Here is a 19,057-nt window from a genome sequence, read left to right as displayed (position 1 = left end):
GGTTATACCGCGGATGCACCACCGACGATTTCGGTGAGTTCCTGAGTAATGCTGGCCTGACGAGCTTTGTTGTATACCAACTGCAGCTCTTTAATCAGGCTGCCGCCATTATCGGTAGCGGCTTTCATCGCCACCATACGTGCGGCCTGCTCGCTGGCCAGGTTTTCTACCACGCCCTGATAAACCTGAGACTCAACGTAGCGACGCAGGAGGGTATCCAGCAGCGCTTTTGGATCTGGCTCATACAGATAATCCCAGGATTTACGCTTCAGATCAGCATCTTCTGACGCCGGTAGCGGCAGCAGCTGAGTAATGGTCGGAGCCTGAGACATGGTATTAATAAATTTGTTGCTGACAACGTACAGCTTGTCCAGACGGCCTTCATCATAGGCCTGCAACATCACTTTTACCGGACCAATCAGTTCGGACAGGGACGGGTTATCACCCATGCCGGTCACCTGAGCGACAATATTGCCGCCTACGGAATTAAAGAAAGAAACGCCTTTAGAGCCGATCATTGCGATATCGCACTGAACGCCTTTATCGGACCAGACTTTCATATCCGCCAGCAGTTTTTTGAACAGGTTAATGTTCAAGCCACCGCACAGACCACGGTCGGTCGACACCACCAGGTAGCCTACGCGCTTAACGTCGCGTTCTTCCAGGTAAGGGTGCTTATATTCCAGATTACCGTTCGCAAGGTGACCAATCACTTTGCGCATGGTCTCTGCATAAGGACGGCTGGCCGCCATGCGATCCTGCGATTTACGCATTTTGGAAGCGGCGACCATTTCCATCGCTTTAGTGATCTTTTGCGTGTTCTGGACGCTTGCGATCTTACTACGTATCTCTTTTGCGCCGGCCATGAACTTCTCCTCAATGCCGTGCGGCTTGCCCTAAGACAAGCCGCCAGACTTTACCAGGACTGGGTTGCTTTGAAGGAGTCGAGGATGCCTTTCAGCTTGCCTTCGATCTCGTCGTTATAGCCACCGGTCTGGTTAATCTCTTGCATCAGCGGAGCGTGGTCACGGTCAACGTAAGCCAGCAGAGCGGCTTCGAAGCTACCGATTTTCGCCAGTTCCACATCTTCGAGGTAACCGCGTTCAGCAGCAAACAGGACCAGGCCCTGCTGTGCTACAGACATCGGCGCATACTGTTTCTGTTTCAGCAGCTCGGTTACTTTCTGACCATGGCTCAGCTGTTTACGGGTTGCTTCATCCAGATCGGATGCGAACTGAGAGAACGCAGCCAGTTCACGATACTGTGCCAGAGCGGTACGAATACCACCGGACAGTTTCTTGATGATCTTGGTCTGAGCAGCACCACCCACACGGGATACGGAGATACCCGGGTTGACCGCCGGACGAATACCGGAGTTAAACAGGTTGGTTTCCAGGAAGATCTGACCATCGGTAATCGAAATTACGTTAGTCGGAACGAATGCGGAAACGTCACCAGCCTGAGTTTCGATAATCGGCAGCGCGGTCAGGGAGCCGGTTTTACCTTTCACTTCACCTTTGGTGAAGTTCTCAACGTATTCCGCGTTAACGCGGGATGCGCGCTCCAGCAGACGGGAGTGGAGGTAGAACACGTCGCCCGGGAATGCTTCACGTCCTGGCGGACGGCGGAGCAGCAGGGACACCTGACGGTAAGCAACGGCCTGTTTAGATAGGTCATCGTATACGATCAGCGCATCTTCACCGCGGTCGCGGAAGTATTCGCCCATTGCGCAGCCGGCATACGGAGCCAGGTACTGCAGCGCAGCGGATTCAGAAGCGGTCGCCACAACAACGATGGTGTTGGACAGCGCGCCGTGCTCTTCCAGCTTACGGACCACGTTAGAGATGGTGGACGCTTTCTGGCCGATAGCCACGTACACGCACTTAATACCGGAATCACGCTGGTTGATGATCGCATCGATTGCCATCGCGGTTTTACCGGTCTGACGGTCGCCGATGATCAGCTCACGCTGGCCACGGCCGATTGGGATCATGGCATCGACGGATTTATAACCGGTCTGTACCGGCTGGTCGACTGACTGACGTTCGATTACGCCCGGTGCGATAACTTCGATTGGCGAGAAGCCATCGTGTTCAACCGGACCTTTACCGTCAATTGGTGCACCCAGGGTGTTCACCACGCGGCCCAGCAGGCCACGACCGACGGGAACTTCCAGGATACGGCCAGTACATTTAACCTTCATGCCTTCGGCCAGGTCAGCGTACGGACCCATTACCACCGCACCTACGGAGTCGCGCTCCAGGTTCAGTGCGATAGCGAAGCGGTTACCCGGCAGGGAGATCATCTCGCCCTGCATACAATCGGCCAGGCCGTGGATGCGGATAACGCCGTCACTGACGGAAACAATAGTACCTTCGTTGTGAGCCTCGCTCACAACATTGAACTGAGCAATGCGCTGCTTGATCAGTTCGCTGATTTCGGTGGAATTCAGTTGCATGCTCCAGTCCCCTTAAGACTGCAAGACGTCTGCAAGGCGATCAAGACGGCCGCGTACGCTGCCATCAATGACCATATCACCCGCACGGATGATAACACCTGCCAGTACAGACTTATCGATTTTGCAATTCAGCTTAACTTTGCGTGACAAACGTTTTTCCATCGCGTCGACGATCTTCGCGAGCTGTTCTTCACTCAGTTGGGTGGCAGAAATAACTTCTACCTCTGCGGTTGCCTCACTGGCAGCGCGCAGGTGAATGAACTGCTCAAGAACATCCGGGAGCACCTGCAGACGACCGTTTTCAGCCATAACCCGAATCAGGTTCTGGCCGCTGTCGTCGAGCTGCTCGCCGCAGACCGCGATGAACGCTTCAGAGAGCGTTTCCGGCGCCAGGGCACCGGACAGAAGCTCTGCCATTTGTTCGTTTTTTGTCACTTCAGCGGCAAACGCCAGCATATCCTGCCAGCGCTCAACACCTTTGTGTTCGACGGCAAAGTCAAAAGCTGCTTTGGCGTAGGGGCGAGCTACCGTTACAAATTCAGACATCAGCCCCTCCCTCCTTACAGTTCAGCGACAAGTTTATCCACGATGTCGCTGTTAGCAGCTTCATCCACGGAACGTTCGATGATCTTCTCGGCGCCAGCAACAGCCAGGATAGCGACCTGCTTACGCAGCTCCTCACGAGCACGTTTACGTTCGGCATCAATTTCAGCCTGCGCCTGTGCAACGATTTTGGTGCGTTCCTGTTCTGCTTCAGCTTTAGTTTCATCCAGAATCTGAGCGCGACGCTTGTTCGCCTGCTCGATGATTACCTGGGCTTCCGCTTTCGCTTTTTTCAGCTGGTCGGTCGCGTTGGCCTGTGCAAGGTCCAAATCCTTCTTAGCGCGTTCTGCAGAAGCTAAACCGTCAGAAATCTCTTTCTGCCGCTTTTCGATGGCTGCCATTAAAGGCGGCCATACGTACTTCATGCAGAACCATACGAAAAGAACAAACGCGATGGCCTGGCCGAGGATTGTTGCGTTCATGTTCACAGCACAATACCTCTTAAATTAACTCTGTGGCTTAGGTTTTTACGTACAACTTACTACGCGACAGCAAACATCACGTACAGACCCAGACCTACAGCGATCATCGGGATAGCATCCACCAGACCCATAACGATAAAGAACTGAGTACGCAGCAGAGGAATCAGATCCGGTTGACGCGCTGCGCCTTCCAGGAATTTGCCCCCGAGGATGCCGATACCGATCGCAGCACCGATCGCCGCCAGACCCATCATCACAGCGGCAGCCATGTACAGCAGATCCATATTCAGGTTTTCCATGACAGTCTCCAGTTTGTTTCAATAAAAACGTAGTATGTTGGTAAAAATCAATGCTCTTCGGATGCCATCGACAGATAGACGATCGTCAGAACCATGAAGATGAAGGCTTGCAGCGTAATAATCAGGATGTGGAAAATGGCCCATGGCACATTCAGAATCCACTGTGACCACCACGGCAGCAGGCCAGCAATCAGAATGAAAATCAGCTCACCGGCATACATGTTGCCGAACAGTCGCAGACCCAGTGAAACAGGTTTGGACAGCAGGCTTACCCCTTCAAGGATTAAGTTGACAGGAATGAACGCCCAGTGATTGAACGGCTGCAGCGTCAGTTCTTTAACGAACCCACCCACGCCTTTCATTTTGATGCTGTAGAAAAGAATCAGGATAAACACGCCAAGCGCCATCGACAGGGTGATGTTTACGTCCGCAGACGGAACCACGCGCAGTGCAGGCAGGCCGAAAATGTGTTCACCGATATAAGGAATCAGGTCGATTGGCAGCAGATCCATCAGGTTCATCAGGAATACCCAGACGAACACGGTGAGGGCCAGAGGAGCAATCAGCTTGCTCTTGCCATGGTACATATCTTTAACGCTGCCATGGACGAAGCCAATGGTCATCTCGATAGCCGTCTGGAGTTTACCTGGTACTCCGCTGGTCGCTTTCTTCGCCACGCTGCGGAAAATGGTAAGGAACAACAGACCGAGCACCACTGAGAAGAACATGGAGTCAATGTTGAGCGTCCAGAAGGTGGCCGGGGGGTTGTGCGGATCCACCAGCGAGAAAGTACGCAGGTCCAGCTGAAGGTTGTTCAGATGGTGTCCTATGTATTCCTGCGGCGTCATATTTTCTGCTGCCATGATGCCTTTTACCCTTTGTTGTTAATTACAGCTGGTGCCAGAATTTGTACCACCAGCACCAAAACCCACGTCACTATCAGCGGTAAAAATACCGCTTTGAAAACGGCCAGCGCCATCACCAGGAGGGCGAAGGTCAGCAACACCTTGGAAGCTTCGCCGATAGCGAAGGTCCAGGCCATTCGGCCTCTGGCTGGTGTATGCGCCTGATGACGCCAGGCAAAAATCATAAACATAATGTTCGGCACAACCACTGCCAAACCACCGCCTATTGCGGAGATGCCCCAGAAGGGGTCTTTGAGGCTGAACAGCAGTCCACTTGCTATTACTGCCAGTAACTGAATAAACAGAAGCTTACGAGCAACGTTTCGACTCAAGAGCGACACAGACATCACGTTTTTACTCCTGCTCCCTTCGAGGTATGTCGCGTGTCGTATAAGACGTCCTTTGAGGCGAAGAGTCAAGCATCAAAAAGCGGACAAATTATACGGTGACAACCCGTGAATTCAAACAATAAGTAGCAAAATAGTGAATAAATGTTTAATTATTTTCTGACAGGCAATTTTTCCTGCATTTTGCCAATCTGTGAGCGATCATGCAAAACTGCAAATACCGAGAAAATACGGCCTACAAAGCGTGCATTAGATCACATTATAAACATTTAAGGTTTTCGTGAATTAATTTTGTTCATAAATCATGCATTTTCATCCTTTTGATATTCAAGATAAAAACCAGCGACTTTTTCCAAAACAACCCCACATACATTAAAAACCTTTTATTGACATTTATAATAAATATTTAACAACCATATGCCTGTTCAGCGCCTTGATTTGTAGCGGACTGATATTTTCTAAGTTGACTATTATGCTGGTAAATGAATCGGCAAAAGTTAATCGTCAGAAAAACCATAGTGAAAAGAAGGTTAAATACCCCCCGATACTACCCCGGCGTTATCTTCATTTTTGTAACATCCGCAGGCGACATTTTTTCCACATTTTTTGATAAAAATTAAATCATTTTTGAGTGAATCACCACCAGGTGACGCTCCCCTTCCAGCTGAGGAACATGCAGTTTAATCACCTCACTCACCGCGTATCCGGCTGGCAAATCGGTGATTTCCTCAGCCTGAGCCACGCCTTTAAGCGCGTAAAAATGGCCCTCTTCAGCCGGCAGATGATGACACAAGCTCACCATATCACTCAGCGAGGCGAACGCGCGGCTGATCACCCCATCAAACGGCGGCTCGGCCGGGAACGCCTCTACCCGGCTCTGCACCGGCGTCACGTTCTCGAGCTTGAGCTCATGCTGAACCTGACGGAGAAAGCGCACGCGCTTGCCGAGGCTGTCCAGCAGGGTGAAATGTGACTCAGGGCAAACGATAGCCAGCGGAATGCCGGGCAGCCCGGGACCGGTACCGACATCGATAAAACGGCTTCCCTGAAGATAGGGGGCAACGACGATACTGTCGAGAATATGCCGCACCAGCATCTCATTCGGGTCGCGAACGGAGGTCAGGTTGTAGGCTTTGTTCCACTTATCCAGCAGTCCAACATACGCCACCAGCTGATTTTTCTGATGATCGGTGAGCGTAATAGCCGCTTCATCCAGGAGACGAGAAAGTTTGTTGAGCACGATCGGTACCTGTCTAAAAATAATGAGCCCGGAGGCGAAAACGCTTACCGGGCCGATGAACAACGAGGCGGATAACGGGAAGCTATCCGCCAAAAACCTGCCTGAGGATCAGGCGCTGCGGCGCAGCATCCCCTGCTTTTTCAGCCAAACCAGCAAAATGGAGATTGCCGCAGGCGTTATGCCAGAAATGCGCGACGCCTGGCCGATTGAAGATGGCTTATGATCGTTCAGCTTGGCAATTACCTCATTGGAGAGCCCAATGACCTGGCGATAATCAAGCGTAGCGGGCAGCAAGGTATTCTCGTTGCGCAGCTGTCTTGCGATCTCATCCTGCTGGCGAGCGATATAGCCTTCATACTTAACCTGGATCTCAACCTGCTCAGCCGCCTGCGCATCCTGCAGACCCGGCGCGAAAGGCGATAGCTGCACCAGCTGCTGATAGGTCATCTCCGGACGACGGAGCAGATCTTCGCCGCTGGCTTCGCGTGAGAGCGGTGAGGTGAGGTGAGCGTTCACTTCTTCAGCGCTTTCGGCCAGCGGGTTCACCCAGCTCGTTTTCAGCCGCTGACGCTCAAGCTCAATGCTTTCCAGCTTCTGATTGAAGCGCGCCCAGCGCTCATCATCCACCAGACCCAGCTCGCGACCCTGTTCGGTCAGGCGCAGATCGGCATTATCTTCACGCAGCATCAGGCGATACTCCGCGCGGGAGGTAAACATGCGGTACGGTTCTTTGGTTCCGAGGGTGCAGAGATCGTCTACCAGCACGCCCAGGTAGGCCTGAGAGCGACCCGGCGCCCAGCCCTCTTTTTCCGCAGAGAAGCGACCGGCGTTGAGACCGGCAAGCAGGCCCTGGGCCGCCGCCTCTTCGTAGCCGGTGGTGCCGTTAATCTGGCCGGCGAAGAACAGACCCTGGATATATTTGCTTTCCAGCGTTGGTTTCAGGTCGCGCGGATCGAAGAAATCATACTCAATAGCGTAGCCCGGGCGAACGATTTTGGCGTTCTCCATACCCTGCATTGAGCGAACAATCTGCATCTGTACGTCGAACGGCAGGCTGGTGGAGATGCCGTTCGGATAAATTTCGTTAGAGGTCAGCCCTTCCGGCTCGAGGAAGATCTGATGCTGGTTGCGATCGGCAAAGCGCATCACCTTATCTTCGATCGACGGGCAGTAGCGCGGGCCGATCCCTTCAATCACCCCGGCGTACATCGGGCTGCGGTCGAGGTTATTGCGGATGACGTCGTGCGTTTTCTCGTTGGTGTGGGTGATGTAGCACGGAACCTGGCGCGGATGCTGATCCGCGGATCCCATGAACGAGAATACCGGCATTGGGTCATCGCCGTGTTGCTGCGCCAGGACGCTGAAATCGATGGTGCGCGCGTCAATACGCGGCGGAGTACCGGTTTTCAAACGACTGACGCGCAGCGGCAGTTCACGCAGGCGGCGGGAAAGCGAGATAGCCGGCGGATCGCCAGCACGACCGCCGCTGTAGTTATCCAGTCCGATGTGGATCTTGCCGTCGAGGAAGGTACCGACGGTCAGGACCACCGCTTTGGCGCGAAACTTCAGCCCCATCTGGGTCACTGCGCCGACAACGCGATCGTTTTCGACAATAAGATCCTCAACCGCCTGCTGGAAGATCATCAGGTTGGGCTGGTTCTCCAGCGCGGTACGTACCGCCTGGCGGTAGAGCACGCGGTCTGCCTGAGCGCGAGTGGCGCGCACTGCCGGGCCTTTGCTTGCGTTTAGTATCCTAAACTGAATGCCCGCGTGGTCGATCGCTTTCGCCATCAGGCCGCCAAGAGCATCCACTTCTTTTACCAGGTGTCCTTTCCCAATGCCGCCAATCGCCGGGTTGCAGCTCATCTGCCCCAGAGTGTCGATATTGTGTGTCAAAAGCAGGGTCTGCTGACCCATTCGCGCTGCGGCCATTGCGGCCTCAGTGCCTGCATGACCCCCGCCAATGATGATGACGTCAAAAGGATCCTGATAAAACATGGTGGTATGCCTCGCATAAAGCGGTTTGAAAATGGATTGAAGCCCGGGCCGTGGATTCTACTCAACTTTCGACTTCCGAGAAAGCTCCGGGATCTTGAGTATTTAAAAGAAGATCTTTTATTTAGAGATCTGTTTTATTGTGATCTCTTATTAGGATCGAAGCTCTCTGTGGATAAGCCGGATCCGCGTTTTAAGATCAATCGGTTAAGGAGGATCACTTACTGTGAACTATCGGTGATCCTGTTCCGTATAAGCTGGGATCAAAATGAAGGGTTATGCACAGCTCAAAAACAAGGCAACGGTTATACTTTGGATAACTACCGGTTGATCAACGGTTTTAAGCACATTTATCCACAGATGATCGAGCGATCTTTACAAAAATCAGATCAAATTTTTCCAGGATCCCAGCCAAATCTCGGCCGGATCTTCCGGAATTTCATGATCGAGGACGTTAATTTTCAGCGTTTCGCCGATCTGTTTTGCCCCGCACGCCTTTAACGCATCGTCAATCTTGTCGATTGCGCCACAGAAAGTGTCATATTCCCGGCTGCCGATCCCGACTAAGCCAAAGCGTATGCCCGACAGGTCCGCTTCCTTCTCCTGCAGCGCCTCATAGAAAGGCGTCAGGTTGTCAGGAATATCGCCGGCGCCGTGAGTCGAGGAGATAACCAGCCAGATCCCGTCCGTCGGCAGATCCTCAATCAGCGGGCCATGCTGGATTTCGCTGCTGTAGCCCGCTTCTTCCAGCTTTTCCGCCAGATGCTCCGCTACATATTCCGCACTGCCTAAGGTGCTGCCGCTGATAAGAGTAATGTCTGCCATGATCGTCCGCTCATTTATTCAGTGTGGCACATTGTACGCTGTGTGTGAGCTGGGATCTACCTGTGGAAAATGTGGGATTAAAAAAGCCCGATCACGGGCGGATGGTGCGCATAATCGGGTTTTGCAGGGAGATCAGCGTCTCGGTGGACTGAATTTCATCGATTGTTTGGATCTTGTTGATAAGTACCTGCTGGAGGGCGTCGATCGAGCGGCACATTACCTTAATAAAGATGCTGTAGTGGCCGGTGGTATAGTATGCCTCGGTCACTTCATCCAGGCTCTCCAGCCTGGCCAGCGCGGAAGGGTAGTCTTTGGCGCTTTTCAGGATAATGCCGATAAAGCAGCAGACGTCATAGCCGAGCTGCTTCGGATTCACGTCGATTCGCGCGCCGGTAATAATGCCCGCCTGCTTCATCTTCTCCACGCGCACGTGGATAGTCCCCGGGCTGACGCCAAACTGTTTGGCCAGTTCGGCGTAGGCGGTGCGCGCATTGGCCATTAAGGCTTCAAGGATGCCGCGGTCCAGATTGTCGATCTGATAATTTTCCATAGGTTTTTCTTATGATGTTTGAAGGTTCTTTCTATATTAGCCCTATATTTTAATGAATCAAAAGTGTATGCGCCTTTTTGTTGTTTGATTATTGAATTGACGGCCTGTTTTGTTGCTTAATCAAAAGCAACAGGACGCAGGAGTCATAAAAATGAAAACCGCATATATCGCAAAACAACGCCAGATCAGCTTCGTTAAGTCTCACTTTTCCCGCCAGCTGGAAGACAAACTGGGCCTGATCGAAGTCCAGGCTCCCATTTTAAGCCGCGTCGGGGACGGGACTCAGGACAACCTGTCTGGCTGCGAAAAAGCGGTTCAGGTAAAGTGAAAACGCTGCCGGACGCCCAGTTTGAAGTCGTTCATTCCCTGGCTAAATGGAAGCGGCAAACCCTGGGACAACACGACTTCAGCGCGGGCGAAGGGCTGTACACGCACATGAAGGCCCTTCGCCCCGACGAAGACCGGCTGACCGCCATCCACTCCGTTTACGTTGACCAGTGGGACTGGGAGCGCGTGATGGGCGACGACGAACGCCACGACGGGACGCTGAAATCCACCGTAAAAGCCATCTATGCCGGGATCAAAGCGACCGAAGCCGCCGTCGGCAAAGAGTTTGGCCTGACGCCGTTCCTGCCGGAGCAGATCCAGTTTGTTCATAGCCAGGAGCTGCTGAGCCGCTACCCGGATCTCGATGCTAAAGGGCGCGAGCGGGCGATCGCCAAAGAGCTGGGCGCCGTATTCCTCATCGGGATTGGCGGCAAGCTGACCGACGGCCAGCGCCACGACGTTCGTGCGCCGGATTATGATGACTGGAGCACCGAGGCTGCCGAAGGTTTTGCCGGCCTGAACGGCGATATTCTGGTGTGGAACCCGGTTCTGGAAGATGCTTTTGAGCTTTCCTCTATGGGGATCCGCGTCGATGCCGAGGCCCTGAAGCGCCAGCTGGCGATCACCGGTGATGAGGATCGCCTGAAGCTGGAGTGGCACCAGGCGCTGCTGCGCGGCGAAATGCCGCAGACCATCGGCGGCGGTATTGGCCAGTCGCGCTTGACGATGCTGCTGCTGCAGCTCGATCACATCGGCCAGGTCCAGTGCGGCGTATGGCCTGCACAGGTCCGTGAAAGCGTCGCTTCCCTGCTTTAATTCGCTTCTTAACGCCGCCAGCGTCTCAGCAGGCGGCTGCGCAGCCCGGTATCAAAGCGCCAGATATGATCGAAGATGCGCATGATCCCGGGTTTGCCATGCGCCGACATCGCCACCGCGTGGAAGCGATGCTGGTGCCTGCGCTGAAGATCTCCCACCTTACCGATCACCTCGTCCGGCAGGCGCTGGGCGATAAAATCGGAAATCACCACCGCATCGGCATCGGCCCACTGCGGGTTTTGCATGCGTTCGATAATGGCGCGAAAACAGCTGGCCAGATCGGTACCGCCGCGAAAGCGCTGGCTGAGGAAGCGAATCGCCTGCTCCAGTCCCTGCGGGCCGGTGAGCTCGTAGTGCACCACTTCGCTGGAAAACAGCATAATAAAGCAGTGCCGGTTGTCCGCCAGCGCAATCCGCATTAACGCCAGGCAAAAGGCCTTGGCGCACTGTTCGTTGAAGCCGCCCATCGATCCCGACGTATCGACGCAGACGATAAATGGCCCGCGCGGCTGCTCGTCAAAATCCTGGTGGATAACCGGCCGTTCGGTAATTTTTTCCCGCCATGCGTCGCCGTGCAGCCGGTAGGTCAGCAGCTGTTTTTCCACCAGCTTGCGGTAGAACTCGAACTCCAGTTCGGTGATCCCGAGGGTGGCCAGCTCCGGCGGAAGCAGGCGTAGGATATCGTCACTTTGCTGCAGGCCGTCAACCTGCTCCGGTACCGTGGCCGGTTCACGAACGAGGCTGCGAAAAGCCTCCATCGGCGCATCCTTTTTCGGGACCGATTTTGCTTCCCGCGAGCGCCCGAGCTGTTCAGCCAGCTGCATCAGCTCCGGCTGCTGCGTAAGAAAATCGCCATAGCGAACGATCAGCTGATAATCGCCTCGCTTCAGCTCGCCTGCGCTCATATCCCACAGGCGCCCTGCCGAGTTATCGTTTTCCACCAGCACCGGATCGAGCTGGCCGCTGAGGGTCATCCGCTCCTGCATGGTGTTGAGCAGCCGATCGCGTTCTTCATCCAGCAGCTGCTGGTTGAGGGTGGTGGCCTGCACCACCAGGCTCAGACGCCAGCGCTGCAGAAACAGGGTGTGCAACGCGGGCGTAAAGTGCGGGTTATCATCCGCCAGCTGCTGGGCCTGGGCGGCAAAAGGGGACTCAAGCTTGTGCAGCTGCGTAAGAATTTGCGGCAGCTGAACGATAAACTGCGAGGTCGAAAGAAGCTGCGACCGCTGATAGTTCTGCACTTCAGCATCGAGCTCGGGCGGGATATGCGTCTCTTTTAGCCTGGCTCTGACGGCTTCGCGCCAGCGCGGGATATCGGCGGCGATAATATTCTTCAGCCGCGGGAATTTCTCAAAGAAAACGGCAAGCTGCGGGGAGGCCAGCAGCGCCAGCAGCATCTCTTCGATCATCCCCTCTTCGCTGACTGCCAGCATGACATTCAGCATATCCAGCGTCATGGCTGACGGGCCTGTTTGATCTGCGCCCCGACGTCCTGCAGGCTGGCTTCGATACGTCCCAGCCAGTCACCGGGAATAAACAGACATTTTTGCTGTTCGCTAAAGCGGTTGTGCTGCTGATGCCACTCGTCGTCGAGGGCTTCCAGCTGCTGCCTGATCTCCGCCGGCATGTTTTCCTGCGCTTCGCTGCCGGGAAGAGCCAGCCGCGAACCCTGCAGGCTGACGTCGCGCACCACCAGATGCTGGCTGGTATCGACATCCATATTTAGCGGCTGGGCAAAACCAATGCCGTTGAGCTTGCCGCGGATCTCGCCGCCCTTCTCCAGCCAGTGGGAGAGCTCCTCGCGGGTAAAGGTAATATGGATGACCTCCATATCGTGCAGCTTAAGCGGCTGCTGCAGCAGTAAAAGAAGCGTGGTTCCTTCTACGTCGGCGGGAAGCTCATAGTGCGCTTTCCGGCTGAACATGCCGCCGAGACGGGTGACCTTCAGCGCGGTTTTGTCGCTGTGCTGCTGCTGGATCTGAATACGCCGTTGGGTAATCGCGCCGAGACGCGTCAGCATCGCCTGCTGCTGCCAGGCGTGGTTGGTCATCAGGGTTTCCAGCAGCTGCGACATCAGGTTCATGCTTTCGATGTCGTGCCACAGGCAGTCTTTCAGCAGGATCAGGTCGATGGGCGCGATGGTATCGCGGCCGCTGAAGAAGGCGCTGGCCTGCAGCAGGCGAATAGCCTTTTTCCAGCGGCGGTCCGAAACGTAGGGCGCTTTGGGCTGCGTCTCCAGCTGTTGGCGCAGCTGATAGATCAGTTCGAATACGCCATCCGTCAGCTTCACGCCGCTGATATCCTGCTGCCATTGGGCAAACTCTTCGCTGCTAATCTGCAGGGATGCCGGGACGGGATTGCTGTTTTCATCCTGCTGGCTGAGCAGCATGGAACGGAAGTTGGTTTTATCCTGTACCTTGTCGAGCCACAGGCGGATCAGCATTCGGTCATACAGCGCTTCCAGGCTGCTATCCGTTTCCGGGAGTTCGTTGGAGGCCGCCACCAGCAGGCGCATCGGGATTTTCACCTCGCTGGCGCCGTTGCGGAAATGGCGTTCGTTGATCGCGGTCAGCAGGGTATTAAGAATGGCCGGGCCGGCTTTCCAGATCTCATCGAGGAAGACGATCTCCGCTTCCGGCAGGTAGCCTGCGGTTAAGCGTTCGTAACGGCCTTCATCCTTCAGAGCCTGGATCGACAGCGGACCAAAAACCTCTTCCGGAGTCGAGAAGCGGGTCATCAGGTATTCAAAGGCGCGAGCCTGCTGGAAGGCGAATTTGAGACGGCGGGCGATCAGGCTTTTAGCGATACCCGGCGGGCCCAGCAAAAACACGCTCTCGCCGCTGAGCGCGGCCAGCAGACAGAGTCGTATCGCGTGGCTGCGTTCAAATAAACCTTTTTCCAGCGCCGCGCTCAGCCGGGAAATTCTTTCTGCCAGTAAATGTGATTGAGCCATAATTGAGTTGCATGCTTTTTCATGTGTCGTTATTGAGTCGAGTATAGATGTTTGATTAGGTGCGGTAATAGCCTGAAGATTCGATTTATTTTCTTTGAGCCAGGTTAATATGATGTCCGTTAGGGGTACGATTCAGCAAATAATCGTGCATACTGTGCGCTTTTTGTGAGCCTGAGGACCGGGAACACATTTGTTTTATATACACAAAAACATTCAAGTTGCGGCAAGGCAGCAAGGGATGAAATCCCCTGGCGCACGGCTATGTGACCGGGATTTCTGGACGCCAGCAGCGCAGAAGCAGCTTGAAAAATGATATGTATAAACGAAAAGACTAGTCTATGAGCTCTGATAATAAGCAATCGCTTCCGGCAGTAACGCTGGCGGCAATCGGCGTGGTGTACGGCGATATTGGTACCAGCCCGCTGTATACGCTACGTGAATGTCTGTCAGGTCAGTTTGGGTTTGGCGTTGAACGTGATGCTGTTTTTGGCTTTCTATCGCTAATTTTCTGGCTGTTAATTTTTACCGTATCACTCAAATATATTACCTTCGTTATGCGGGCGGACAACGCCGGTGAGGGGGGGATCCTGACGCTAATGTCGCTGGCGGGGCGCAATACCTCCGCGCGAACAACCTCGGTGCTGGTTATCCTCGGGCTGATTGGCGGCAGCTTCTTCTATGGCGAGGTGGTCATTACCCCGGCGATCTCGGTGATGTCGGCGATTGAGGGGCTGGAAATTATTGCACCCAATCTGGATACCTGGATTGTCCCGATCTCCATCATTGTGCTGACCCTGCTGTTTGCCATCCAGAAGCACGGCACCAGTATGGTGGGTAAGCTGTTTGCGCCGATTATGCTGATTTGGTTCCTGCTGCTGGCGGTGCTCGGCGCGCGCAGCATTATTGCGAATCCGCAAGTCCTGCAGGCGCTGAACCCGTACTGGGCGGTGCACTTCTTCCTCGAATATAAGACCGTCTCTTTTGTCGCCCTCGGGGCGGTGGTGCTCTCCATTACCGGCGTTGAGGCGCTGTATGCCGATATGGGCCACTTCGGCAAATTGCCTATTCGCCTGGCCTGGTTCTCGGTGGTGCTGCCTTCGCTGGTGCTGAACTACTTCGGCCAGGGGGCCCTGCTGCTCAAGCATCCTGAGGCGATTAAAAACCCGTTCTTCCTGCTGGCGCCCGAATGGGCGCTGATCCCGATGCTGATTATCGCCGCTCTGGCGACGGTGATTGCCTCCCAGGCGGTTATCTCCGGGGTCTTTTCGTTGACCCGCCAGGCGGTGCGCCTCGGCTATCTGTCGCCAATGCGCATCATTCATACCTCCGAGATGGAATCCGGGCAGATCTATATCCCGTTCATCAACTGGCTGCTGTACGTTTCGGTGGTCATCGTGATTATTAGCTTCGAGCACTCCTCCAACCTGGCGGCGGCGTACGGTATTGCGGTGACGGGAACAATGGTGCTGACCACCATTCTGTTCACCACCGTGGCGCGTCAGAACTGGCACTGGAATAAATTCCTCGTGGCGCTGCTGTTTATTGCCTTTATGTGCATCGACCTGCCGTTGTTCTCGGCCAACCTCGATAAGATCGTCTCCGGTGGCTGGCTGCCGCTGACCCTCGGTCTGGTGATGTTCACCGTGATGACCACCTGGAAGAGCGAGCGTTTCCGCCTGCTGCGCCGGATGCACGAACACGGCAACTCGCTGGAAGCGATGATCTCCTCGCTGGAGAAATCGCCGCCGGTCCGCGTTCCGGGCACTGCGGTGTATATGTCCCGCGCCCTGAACGTCATTCCGTTTGCTCTGTTGCACAACCTCAAGCACAACAAGGTGCTGCATGAGCGGGTGATCCTGCTGACGCTGCGGACCGAAGATGCGCCTTACGTGCATAACGTTCGCCGGGTGCAGATCGAGCAAATCTCACCGTCGTTCTGGCGCGTGGTGGCGAGCTACGGCTGGCGCGAAACGCCGAATATGGAAGAGGTTTTCCACCGCTGCGGGCTGGAAGGGCTGAGCTGCCGGATGATGGAAACCTCGTTCTTCATGTCGCATGAATCGCTGATTATCGGTAAACGACCGTGGTATCTGCGCCTGCGCGGCAAGCTCTATCTGCTGCTGCAGCGCAACGCCCTGCGGGCGCCGGATCAGTTTGAGATCCCGCCTAACCGGGTCATTGAGCTGGGTACCCAGGTCGAAATTTGATGTTCCGAAGCCCTTCCTTGCGAAGGGCTTTTTACCGCTATTGGCCTGCGTTCACTTTTCTCTCCCCGCGCGTTGCGAAACGTTTCGATGGCGATCACATTTCTCTCTTCTGGCGGTGGTTTTCTGCGCGCACTTTGACAATACTCTGTTCAGCGAAACGTTTCGCTACTGGAGCAGAAGAGAAAAATGAAAAAAGGTACCGTACTTAACGCTGATATTTCCTCGGTTATCTCCCGCCTGGGTCATACCGATACGCTGGTGGTTTGCGACGCCGGGTTGCCGGTTCCCCGCAGCAGCGCGCGTATTGATATGGCGTTAACCCAGGGCGTTCCCTCCTTTATGCAGGTTCTGGAGGTGGTAACGACGGAAATGCAGGTTGAGGCGGCGATCCTTGCGGAAGAGATTAAAACTCATAATCCGCAGCTCCATGCGACGTTGCTCACTCACCTTGAGCTGCTGCAGCAATACCAGGGAAACACCATTGAAATTCGTTACACCAGTCATGAGCAGTTTAAAAAACAAACCGCGGATAGTCAGGCGGTGATTCGCAGCGGGGAGTGTTCCCCGTTTGCGAACGTCATTCTCTGTGCCGGCGTCACGTTCTGAGGTCGCCGATATGGAAGCCTTATTGCAATTAAAAGGGATCGATAAAGCGTTCCCGGGCGTCAAAGCGCTCTCCGGCGCCGCGCTCAACGTCTATGCCGGCCGGGTGATGGCGCTGGTGGGCGAAAACGGCGCCGGTAAGTCCACCATGATGAAGGTGCTGACCGGGATCTACGCCCGCGACGCCGGCTCCTTAACGTGGTTAGGAAAAGAGACCACCTTCAGCGGGCCGAAATCCTCCCAGGAAGCCGGGATCGGTATTATCCACCAGGAGCTCAACCTGATCCCCCAGCTGACGATCGCGGAAAATATTTTCCTCGGCCGCGAGTTCGTTAACCGGTTTGGCAAAATCGACTGGAAAACGATGTATGCCGAAGCGGACAAGCTGCTGGCGAAGCTGAACTTACGTTTTAACAGTCAGAAGCTGGTGGGCGATCTGTCGATCGGCGACCAGCAGATGGTTGAAATCGCCAAGGTGCTGAGCTTTGAGTCGAAGGTCATCATCATGGATGAGCCGACGGACGCCCTGACCGACACCGAAACGGACTCTCTGTTCCGCGTTATCCGCGAGCTGAAGTCTCAGGGGCGTGGAATAGTCTATATCTCCCACCGTATGAAAGAGATCTTCGAGATTTGCGATGACGTTACCGTCTTTCGCGACGGGCAGTTTATTGCCGAGCGCGAGGTGGCGAGCCTGGACGAAGACCTGCTGATTGAGATGATGGTCGGCCGCAAGCTGGAAGACCAGTATCCGCGCCTGGATAAAGCGCCGGGCGCCGTGCGTCTCAAGGTTGATAACCTGTGCGGGCCGGGCGTGGAAAACGTCTCCTTTACCCTGCGCCAGGGGGAGATCCTGGGCGTCGCCGGGCTGATGGGCGCCGGGCGCACGGAGCTGATGAAGGTCCTGTACGGCGCGCTGGCGCGCAGCAGCGGCTCCGTCACCCTCGACGGGCACGAAGTGGTCACCCGCTCCCCGCAGGATGGTCTGGCAAACGGCATCGTTTATATCTCCGAAGACCGCAAGCGCGATGGCTTAGTCCTCGGCATGTCGGTTAAGGAAAATATGTCGCTGACCGCGCTGCGCTACTTCAGCCACGCCGGCGGCCGGCTGAAGCATAAAGATGAACAGCAGGCGGTGGGCGATTTTATCCGCTTGTTCAATGTCAAAACGCCATCGATGGAGCAGGCGATTGGCCTGCTCTCCGGCGGTAACCAGCAGAAGGTGGCCATCGCCCGCGGGCTGATGACCCGCCCGAAGGTCCTGATCCTTGATGAGCCTACCCGCGGCGTTGACGTGGGGGCGAAGAAAGAGATCTACCAGCTGATTAACCAGTTTAAAGCCGATGGTCTGAGCATCATTCTGGTCTCTTCGGAGATGCCGGAAGTGTTAGGCATGAGCGATCGCATCATTGTGATGCATGAAGGGCATCTCGGCGGTGAATTTACACGCGAGCAGGCCACCCAGGAAGTATTGATGGCTGCCGCTGTGGGCAAGCTTAACCGTGTGAATCAGGAGTAAAAAAGATGACAACCCAGGCTGTTGCTGGTCGCCGCTATTTCACAAAGGCATGGCTGATGGAGCAAAAATCGCTGATTGCCCTGCTGGTGCTGATAGCGATTGTCTCGACCATGAGCCCCAACTTTTTTACCGTCAATAACCTGTTCAATATCCTGCAGCAGACGTCGGTTAACGCCATTATGGCGGTGGGGATGACGCTGGTTATTCTCACCTCGGGGATCGACCTGTCGGTGGGGTCCCTGCTGGCGCTGACCGGCGCGGTCGCGGCATCGATTGTCGGCCTGGAGGTTAATGCGCTGGTGGCGATCGCCGCGGCGCTTGCCTTAGGCGCGGCGATTGGCGCAGTGACCGGCGTGATTGTGGCTAAGGGGCGCGTGCAGGCCTTTATCGCCACGCTGGTGATGATGCTGCTGCTGCGCGGGGTGACGATGGTCTACACCAACGGCAGCCCGGTCAATACCGGGTTTACTGATAATGCCGATCTGTTTGGCTGGTTTGGTATCGGCCGCCCGTTAGGGGTTCCGACGCCGGTGTGGATTATGGCGATCGTCTTCCTGGCCGCCTGGTACATGCTGCACCACACGCGTCTGGGCCGCTATATCTACGCGCTGGGCGGCAACGAAGCGGCCACGCGGCTGTCCGGCATCAGCGTCAATAAAGTCAAAATCATCGTCTACTCACTGTGCGGCCTGCTGGCTTCGCTGGCGGGCATTATCGAAGTGGCGCGCCTCTCCTCCGCGCAGCCGACGGCGGGGACCGGCTATGAACTGGATGCCATTGCCGCGGTGGTGCTGGGCGGTACCAGCCTGGCCGGCGGCAAGGGGCGTATCGTCGGCACCCTGATCGGCGCGCTGATCCTCGGCTTCCTGAATAACGGCTTGAACCTATTAGGCGTTTCTTCCTATTACCAGATGATCGTAAAAGCGGTGGTTATTTTGCTGGCGGTACTGGTAGATAACAAAAAGCAGTAACTAAGAACTCTACAGGA

General features: G+C 55.1%; 17 protein-coding genes and 1 pseudogene. 5 read left to right on the top strand and 13 right to left on the bottom strand.

Features of this window, described 5'->3' with window-relative positions; all coding sequences use genetic code 11:
* Positions 1-2 precede the first annotated feature (2 nt).
* From atpG to asnC, 11 genes are all read right to left on the bottom strand, one after another.
* A complete protein-coding gene (atpG, locus tag AC1M2H_RS27650) occupies positions 3-866 on the bottom strand; it encodes a F0F1 ATP synthase subunit gamma (protein ID WP_426813684.1) in 864 nt (287 codons plus the stop codon).
* A 50-nt stretch (positions 867-916) separates the two neighbouring features.
* The gene (gene atpA / locus AC1M2H_RS27645; protein ID WP_041143356.1) at positions 917-2,458 is read right to left on the bottom strand and encodes a F0F1 ATP synthase subunit alpha; all 1,542 of its coding nucleotides are present in this window, start codon (positions 2,456-2,458) and stop codon (positions 917-919) included.
* Between the two features lie 12 nt (positions 2,459-2,470).
* Positions 2,471-3,004 carry a F0F1 ATP synthase subunit delta gene (gene atpH / locus AC1M2H_RS27640; protein WP_480149830.1) on the bottom strand — a complete coding sequence of 178 codons (534 nt, stop codon included), beginning with the start codon at positions 3,002-3,004 and terminating at the stop codon, positions 2,471-2,473.
* A 14-nt stretch (positions 3,005-3,018) separates the two neighbouring features.
* Entirely contained in the window at positions 3,019-3,489 is a 471-nt protein-coding gene (atpF, locus tag AC1M2H_RS27635; RefSeq protein WP_041143358.1) for a F0F1 ATP synthase subunit B, read from the bottom strand.
* A gap of 53 nt (positions 3,490-3,542) precedes the next feature.
* Complete coding sequence (gene atpE, locus AC1M2H_RS27630) at positions 3,543-3,782, bottom strand: F0F1 ATP synthase subunit C (RefSeq protein ID WP_000429386.1); 240 nt, start codon at positions 3,780-3,782, stop codon at positions 3,543-3,545.
* A gap of 47 nt (positions 3,783-3,829) precedes the next feature.
* Positions 3,830-4,645: a F0F1 ATP synthase subunit A gene (atpB, locus tag AC1M2H_RS27625; RefSeq protein ID WP_041143359.1), complete on the bottom strand. Its 816-nt coding sequence runs from the start codon at positions 4,643-4,645 to the stop codon at positions 3,830-3,832.
* Positions 4,646-4,653: 8 nt separating this feature from the next.
* A complete protein-coding gene (atpI, locus tag AC1M2H_RS27620) occupies positions 4,654-5,034 on the bottom strand; it encodes a F0F1 ATP synthase subunit I (RefSeq protein WP_480149829.1) in 381 nt (126 codons plus the stop codon).
* A gap of 616 nt (positions 5,035-5,650) precedes the next feature.
* Positions 5,651-6,274 (bottom strand): 16S rRNA (guanine(527)-N(7))-methyltransferase RsmG, encoded by a 624-nt coding sequence (gene rsmG / locus AC1M2H_RS27615; protein WP_480149828.1) that lies wholly within the window; start codon positions 6,272-6,274, stop codon positions 5,651-5,653.
* A 108-nt stretch (positions 6,275-6,382) separates the two neighbouring features.
* Positions 6,383-8,272 carry a tRNA uridine-5-carboxymethylaminomethyl(34) synthesis enzyme MnmG gene (gene mnmG / locus AC1M2H_RS27610; protein WP_480149827.1) on the bottom strand — a complete coding sequence of 630 codons (1,890 nt, stop codon included), beginning with the start codon at positions 8,270-8,272 and terminating at the stop codon, positions 6,383-6,385.
* A 381-nt stretch (positions 8,273-8,653) separates the two neighbouring features.
* Complete coding sequence (mioC, locus tag AC1M2H_RS27605; protein ID WP_480149826.1) at positions 8,654-9,094, bottom strand: FMN-binding protein MioC; 441 nt, start codon at positions 9,092-9,094, stop codon at positions 8,654-8,656.
* Between the two features lie 91 nt (positions 9,095-9,185).
* The gene (asnC, locus tag AC1M2H_RS27600) at positions 9,186-9,644 is read right to left on the bottom strand and encodes a transcriptional regulator AsnC (RefSeq protein WP_045853727.1); all 459 of its coding nucleotides are present in this window, start codon (positions 9,642-9,644) and stop codon (positions 9,186-9,188) included.
* Between the two features lie 151 nt (positions 9,645-9,795).
* On the opposite strand from asnC, the pseudogene asnA reads away from it, so the two are divergent.
* A pseudogene (gene asnA, locus AC1M2H_RS27595) lies at positions 9,796-10,787 on the top strand (aspartate--ammonia ligase).
* Between the two features lie 8 nt (positions 10,788-10,795).
* Here the strand turns inward: asnA and viaA are convergent.
* Both viaA and ravA read right to left on the bottom strand, forming a co-directional pair.
* Entirely contained in the window at positions 10,796-12,244 is a 1,449-nt protein-coding gene (gene viaA, locus AC1M2H_RS27590) for an ATPase RavA stimulator ViaA (RefSeq protein WP_480149825.1), read from the bottom strand.
* Positions 12,241-13,740, bottom strand: coding sequence for an ATPase RavA (ravA, locus tag AC1M2H_RS27585; RefSeq protein ID WP_480149824.1), 1,500 nt, complete (start codon positions 13,738-13,740; stop codon positions 12,241-12,243). The genes viaA and ravA overlap by 4 nt, the downstream gene beginning before the upstream one ends.
* 338 nt (positions 13,741-14,078) lie before the next feature.
* Here ravA and kup point away from each other — a divergent pair, with 338 nt between their 5' ends.
* The 4 genes from kup to rbsC all read left to right on the top strand — a co-directional run bounded on the left by kup (position 14,079) and on the right by rbsC (position 19,040).
* A complete protein-coding gene (gene kup, locus AC1M2H_RS27580) occupies positions 14,079-15,947 on the top strand; it encodes a low affinity potassium transporter Kup (protein WP_480149823.1) in 1,869 nt (622 codons plus the stop codon).
* Between the two features lie 186 nt (positions 15,948-16,133).
* Complete coding sequence (gene rbsD / locus AC1M2H_RS27575; RefSeq protein ID WP_480149822.1) at positions 16,134-16,553, top strand: D-ribose pyranase; 420 nt, start codon at positions 16,134-16,136, stop codon at positions 16,551-16,553.
* 10 nt (positions 16,554-16,563) lie between these two features.
* Positions 16,564-18,069 carry a ribose ABC transporter ATP-binding protein RbsA gene (gene rbsA / locus AC1M2H_RS27570; protein ID WP_480149821.1) on the top strand — a complete coding sequence of 502 codons (1,506 nt, stop codon included), beginning with the start codon at positions 16,564-16,566 and terminating at the stop codon, positions 18,067-18,069.
* Positions 18,070-18,074: 5 nt separating this feature from the next.
* Entirely contained in the window at positions 18,075-19,040 is a 966-nt protein-coding gene (gene rbsC / locus AC1M2H_RS27565; RefSeq protein WP_426813674.1) for a ribose ABC transporter permease, read from the top strand.
* Positions 19,041-19,057: the final 17 nt, after the last annotated feature.

This window comes from Klebsiella sp. F11 (assembly GCF_056712265.1).
This window is presented reverse-complemented; position numbering and strand designations above follow the sequence as displayed.

Excerpts from the sequence above, each read along its gene's own strand:
- atpG (WP_426813684.1), bottom strand. The coding sequence starts at position 866 with ATGGCCGGCGCAAAAGAGATACGTAGTAAGATCGCAAGCGTCCAGAAC.
- atpA (WP_041143356.1), bottom strand. The coding sequence starts at position 2,458 with ATGCAACTGAATTCCACCGAAATCAGCGAACTGATCAAGCAGCGCATT.
- atpH (WP_480149830.1), bottom strand. The coding sequence starts at position 3,004 with ATGTCTGAATTTGTAACGGTAGCTCGCCCCTACGCCAAAGCAGCTTTT.
- atpE (WP_000429386.1), bottom strand. The coding sequence starts at position 3,782 with ATGGAAAACCTGAATATGGATCTGCTGTACATGGCTGCCGCTGTGATG.
- atpB (WP_041143359.1), bottom strand. The coding sequence starts at position 4,645 with ATGGCAGCAGAAAATATGACGCCGCAGGAATACATAGGACACCATCTG.
- atpI (WP_480149829.1), bottom strand. The coding sequence starts at position 5,034 with ATGTCTGTGTCGCTCTTGAGTCGAAACGTTGCTCGTAAGCTTCTGTTT.
- mnmG (WP_480149827.1), bottom strand. The coding sequence starts at position 8,272 with ATGTTTTATCAGGATCCTTTTGACGTCATCATCATTGGCGGGGGTCAT.
- mioC (WP_480149826.1), bottom strand. The coding sequence starts at position 9,094 with ATGGCAGACATTACTCTTATCAGCGGCAGCACCTTAGGCAGTGCGGAA.
- asnC (WP_045853727.1), bottom strand. The coding sequence starts at position 9,644 with ATGGAAAATTATCAGATCGACAATCTGGACCGCGGCATCCTTGAAGCC.
- viaA (WP_480149825.1), bottom strand. The coding sequence starts at position 12,244 with ATGACGCTGGATATGCTGAATGTCATGCTGGCAGTCAGCGAAGAGGGG.
- ravA (WP_480149824.1), bottom strand. The coding sequence starts at position 13,740 with ATGGCTCAATCACATTTACTGGCAGAAAGAATTTCCCGGCTGAGCGCG.
- kup (WP_480149823.1), top strand. The coding sequence starts at position 14,079 with ATGAGCTCTGATAATAAGCAATCGCTTCCGGCAGTAACGCTGGCGGCA.
- rbsD (WP_480149822.1), top strand. The coding sequence starts at position 16,134 with ATGAAAAAAGGTACCGTACTTAACGCTGATATTTCCTCGGTTATCTCC.
- rbsA (WP_480149821.1), top strand. The coding sequence starts at position 16,564 with ATGGAAGCCTTATTGCAATTAAAAGGGATCGATAAAGCGTTCCCGGGC.
- rbsC (WP_426813674.1), top strand. The coding sequence starts at position 18,075 with ATGACAACCCAGGCTGTTGCTGGTCGCCGCTATTTCACAAAGGCATGG.